At 38.5% G+C, this 3,862-nt stretch carries 3 protein-coding genes; all 3 read left to right on the top strand.

The window, feature by feature from the left end:
- Nucleotides 1-575 precede the first annotated feature (575 nt).
- The 3 genes from Q4488_RS18610 to Q4488_RS18600 all read left to right on the top strand — a co-directional run bounded on the left by Q4488_RS18610 (nt 576) and on the right by Q4488_RS18600 (nt 3,624).
- Nucleotides 576-1,082 carry a tripartite tricarboxylate transporter TctB family protein gene (locus Q4488_RS18610; protein WP_303582078.1) on the top strand — a complete coding sequence of 169 codons (507 nt, stop codon included), beginning with the start codon at nt 576-578 and terminating at the stop codon, nt 1,080-1,082.
- A 12-nt stretch (nt 1,083-1,094) separates the two neighbouring features.
- On the top strand, nt 1,095-2,600 hold the full coding sequence (locus Q4488_RS18605) for a tripartite tricarboxylate transporter permease (protein WP_303582076.1): 1,506 nt from the start codon (nt 1,095-1,097) through the stop codon (nt 2,598-2,600).
- Nucleotides 2,601-2,676: 76 nt separating this feature from the next.
- The gene (locus Q4488_RS18600; protein ID WP_303582074.1) at nt 2,677-3,624 is read left to right on the top strand and encodes a tripartite tricarboxylate transporter substrate binding protein; all 948 of its coding nucleotides are present in this window, start codon (nt 2,677-2,679) and stop codon (nt 3,622-3,624) included.
- Nucleotides 3,625-3,862: the final 238 nt, after the last annotated feature.

Here is a 3,862-nt window from a genome sequence, read left to right as displayed (position 1 = left end):
CATCTACTTTGTCAGCCAGCTTGAAAAGGTCCAGACATTTCGCTGCACTGGCTTTCGCGTATCTGGCCATTCTAATATCCACAGAGAATATAACGGACTTATTCGCACCTTCCTTAGCAAAAAGTGTCGCTCTTGTTATATGAATCCCCGAGTCGTTTATTCAGGCCATCAATGGTCATCGTATGTTCATCGTCACACTTTCTCTTTGACGCTAATAAAATCACAATTTAAGTTCGATATGGAGGTTTCATTTGTAAGTTTTTTTTTGATTTTTATTACAGTCATATGTTTGCACTGTTATTCAACATTTTTTTGTAGAAGAGTTTTTCGCACTATTATGTTTCAGTGATTGTTGTTTGTAGTAATTTCTGCACTATTTTGAATCAATTATTAGGAAGAGTGTATTGGTTTGCACTGTTTTGGCTATTATTTTAAAGGGTGTATTATCAGCTTATTTTCCAGTCTTTATGACGGAAAGTAAGACATAAGGTATCATGATTAATAGAGTATAAAGAAACCTTATAGGTTTAAAGCTATTTTGAAATTGTATTTATCTTATACTGCTTTAGAGTAGATTGAATAGAAAAATTATAAAGGTAGGTGAAACTAAAGCTATGGACCGAAGAAAGCTTGATGTTCTTTTTTCAACTATGTTGATTATTATCTCAGCCACTATATTGATCAGTAATGATTTTATTGAGGGTGGTGCAGAATCTGAACTTGGGTCGATGTTTTTACCTCGCGTAGTTGCTGGTTTAATAATGATATTTTCAGCAACTATTGGCTTGCAATCATTAATAAAATTAATGAATAGAACTGAAATAGATAATTCAGAGTTGGTTTTGGTTAATGGCTTTACAGGAATATTTATTTATATTGGTATTTTCCTCGTATATTGGTTTGTTGTTCCTTATGTCGGTTTCATTATTACTACACCTATCATAATGTTTAGTGTGGCGGTGTTGCTTGGGGGGCGAAATTGGATACCAATAACAGCCATGTCCATCATATTGTCAGTTCTTATCTTTTATGGTTCAAAATACTACCTTCGGGTCTATCTTCCCACTTGGGATTTATTCTAAAGGAGCAAGTAAATGTTTGATAATATTATCGGCGGCTTTTCTTCAATTCTTGCTGTAGGCCCTATTCTTGGAATTATCCTTGGTGTTACTATTGGTATTGTTTTTGGTTCTATTCCAGGTATTTCTGGAATCATGGCCATTGCTATTATGTTGCCATTGACCTTTTATGTTGATCCTGTGATTGGTATAACGATGCTTTTGGCAGTTTACAAAGCGGGAATATATGGAGGATCAATATCTGCTATTTTGATTAATACACCTGGTGCAGCGGCATCCTTTCTAACGTCATTAGATGGACACGCACTAACAAAATCAGGCAAGGCCGGCAAAGCTTTGGATATTTCTCTCTATTCATCTATTTCCGGCGAGGTATTGGCTACACTTGTACTTATATTTGTTGCTGCACCTATTGCCACTATTTCTTTACAGGCAGGCCCAATTGAAAAAGTATTTCTACTATTATTCGCTTTTACAGTTATTGGGAGTTTGGCCGGTGAATCTATCTCACGTGGATTACTTTCATGTTGTTTAGGAATGTTATTTGCGATGGTAGGTATGTCTACAATTACGGGGGCATCTCGGTTCACTTTTGGCTATCCTGAACTGATGGGAGGGTTTACCTTTACCCCGATGCTAATTGGTATATTAGTCATGCCTGAAGTGTTAAATACGATAAGAAAACGTAGAACTCCACATCATGAATTAGAGATAAAAAAATCTAAGAACCCTAGTGATAATAGAATAAGTTTAAAAGAATACTTCTCTGTTTTTGGTACTATTTTTAAATCAAGTGGGATTGGTACATTCATTGGAGCCCTGCCTGGTTTAGGTTCAAGTACAGCGGCATTTATCGCTTATGGGGAGGCAAAGCGAACATCTAAGAATCCCGATAAGTATGGAAAAGGTTCTGTGGAAGGCATTGCAGCGGCAGAGTCAGCTAACAATGCGGTGTGTGGCTCTAGTTTGATTCCCATGTTGACGCTAAGTATTCCGGGTGATGATGTAGCCGCGCTACTGATGGGGGCGTTCCTTATTCATGGGCTAACGCCAGGCCCTTTAATATTTGTCGAGCATACAGAAACGATCTACGCTATTTTTGCTGGATTTTTGATAACAGACTTGTTCTTGCTTGTGATCGCTAAACTTGGTTTTAGAGGCTTTATTAAGGTGGCTAGCCTGCGCCGCTATTATATCTTCCCATGTGTAACCGCTTTTGCTTTTGCTGGCGCATTTACAGCTGGGCAAGATATGAATGATATACTTATTCTTATTGCTTTTACTGTTCTAGGTTATTCAATGAAAATGGTTGGTCTTAATCCGGCTGTCTTTATAATCGGGTTTATCCTTACACCATTCTTAGAGCAGAATCTTGATCAAGCGCTTGCTATCGTTGGTACTGAATACCACCTTTTATTTGCTTCGGCATTTTCTTGGGTATTTATAGCATTATCAATATTCTTTGTTTACTCGAGTGTGCGGATGAGAAAAAAGAAAGAGAAAGTGGAACCCACAGCCTAAATATTTAAGCTGGTATTATTGAGAAATATGAAAATAGCATCCCTAAATTAAATATAAATTTGAAGGTATTTATTATATGAATAATTATAAGAAGTCCGTTTTAACCCTGTTAGGAGCTCTATCTATTAGTTTATCTGCTGAGTCTGTCATGGCGGAATATCCAGAAAGGCCAATAACGGTAATCGTGCCTTATGGTGCAGGTGGTGACTCTGACTTAACCACGCGAATTTGGGCTGATGCGGCAGAAAAAGAGCTAGGCGTTCCCGTTGTTGTTATTAACAAAGCCGGAGGTGGTGGGATTGTCGGTACCGCTACGGCTGCAGTGGCTAAAAAGGATGGTTATACGCTCGTTAATGCTGGGCTCAGTACAATGCTGGTATCGCCTAATTTTAGTACAACCCCATATAATTTCGATAGCTTCGATCCCGTCGTGAAAATGACTTCTTTACCCTTTGGATTGGTGGTATCAAAAGATAGCCCATACCAAAGCTTTGACGATTTTATTGTCGCGGCTAAAGAAAAGAAGATGACGATGGGCTCTTGGGGTGCTTCTTCGTCGGGTACTGTTTTAGCGACGATTATCGCTGATCAAGCGGGATTTGCGCCAAAATTTGTTAACGCTCCTTCAACGGCAGCATCAATGACGAGCGTGGTTGGCGGCCATATCGATTCAGCCATCTCACTACCACCGGCCTTTGGTCCACATGTCAAAGCTGATCGTGCCACGATTCTGGTGATGAATCAGAAAATGGATGCATTCCCAAGCGTTCCTACCTTTGCTGACTATGGCATCAAGGGGAGTTTTGAAGGGTGGTCAGGTATCTTTGCACCAAAAGGTGTTCCAGAAGAAGTAATTGAAAAATTAACAGCGGTAACGGCAAAGGTAATGAAAGACCCTAAGGTTATACAATCCTATAATAATATAGGGGCAATAGTTGATTTTCGTCATGGCGAAGACTGGATCACAGATCTCAAACTGACATACTCAATGATGAAAGACACGGCTGAAAAAGCCAAGAAGTGATGTTATGGAGTGTAAGATTTTGTATCTATTGAGATAAATTTCTTTACTCTTACAGAGATAGATTTTATAGGCACCGTTTTAAACCTATCATAATGTGAATTATGATAGGTTTTTTTATTTTTAATAAAGTCCATGAGTATTGTAAGCGGTCAGTTAAGGATGATGCGAATAAGTCCTTCCCATGAGACAATTTATTTTTAATTTTCGAGCCTGACCATGTCACATCAATTTACCTTTG

The organism is Amphritea sp. 1_MG-2023, from assembly GCF_030547545.1.
Lineage (GTDB): Bacteria > Pseudomonadota > Gammaproteobacteria > Pseudomonadales > Balneatricaceae > Amphritea.
The sequence above is the reverse complement of the archived record's forward strand: the minus strand, read 5'-3'. Positions and strand labels throughout refer to the sequence as shown.

Bases quoted from the DNA above. Each gene is read 5' to 3' on its own strand.
- Q4488_RS18605 (WP_303582076.1), top strand. From the start codon at position 1,095: ATGTTTGATAATATTATCGGCGGCTTTTCTTCAATTCTTGCTGTAGGC.
- Q4488_RS18600 (WP_303582074.1), top strand. From the start codon at position 2,677: ATGAATAATTATAAGAAGTCCGTTTTAACCCTGTTAGGAGCTCTATCT.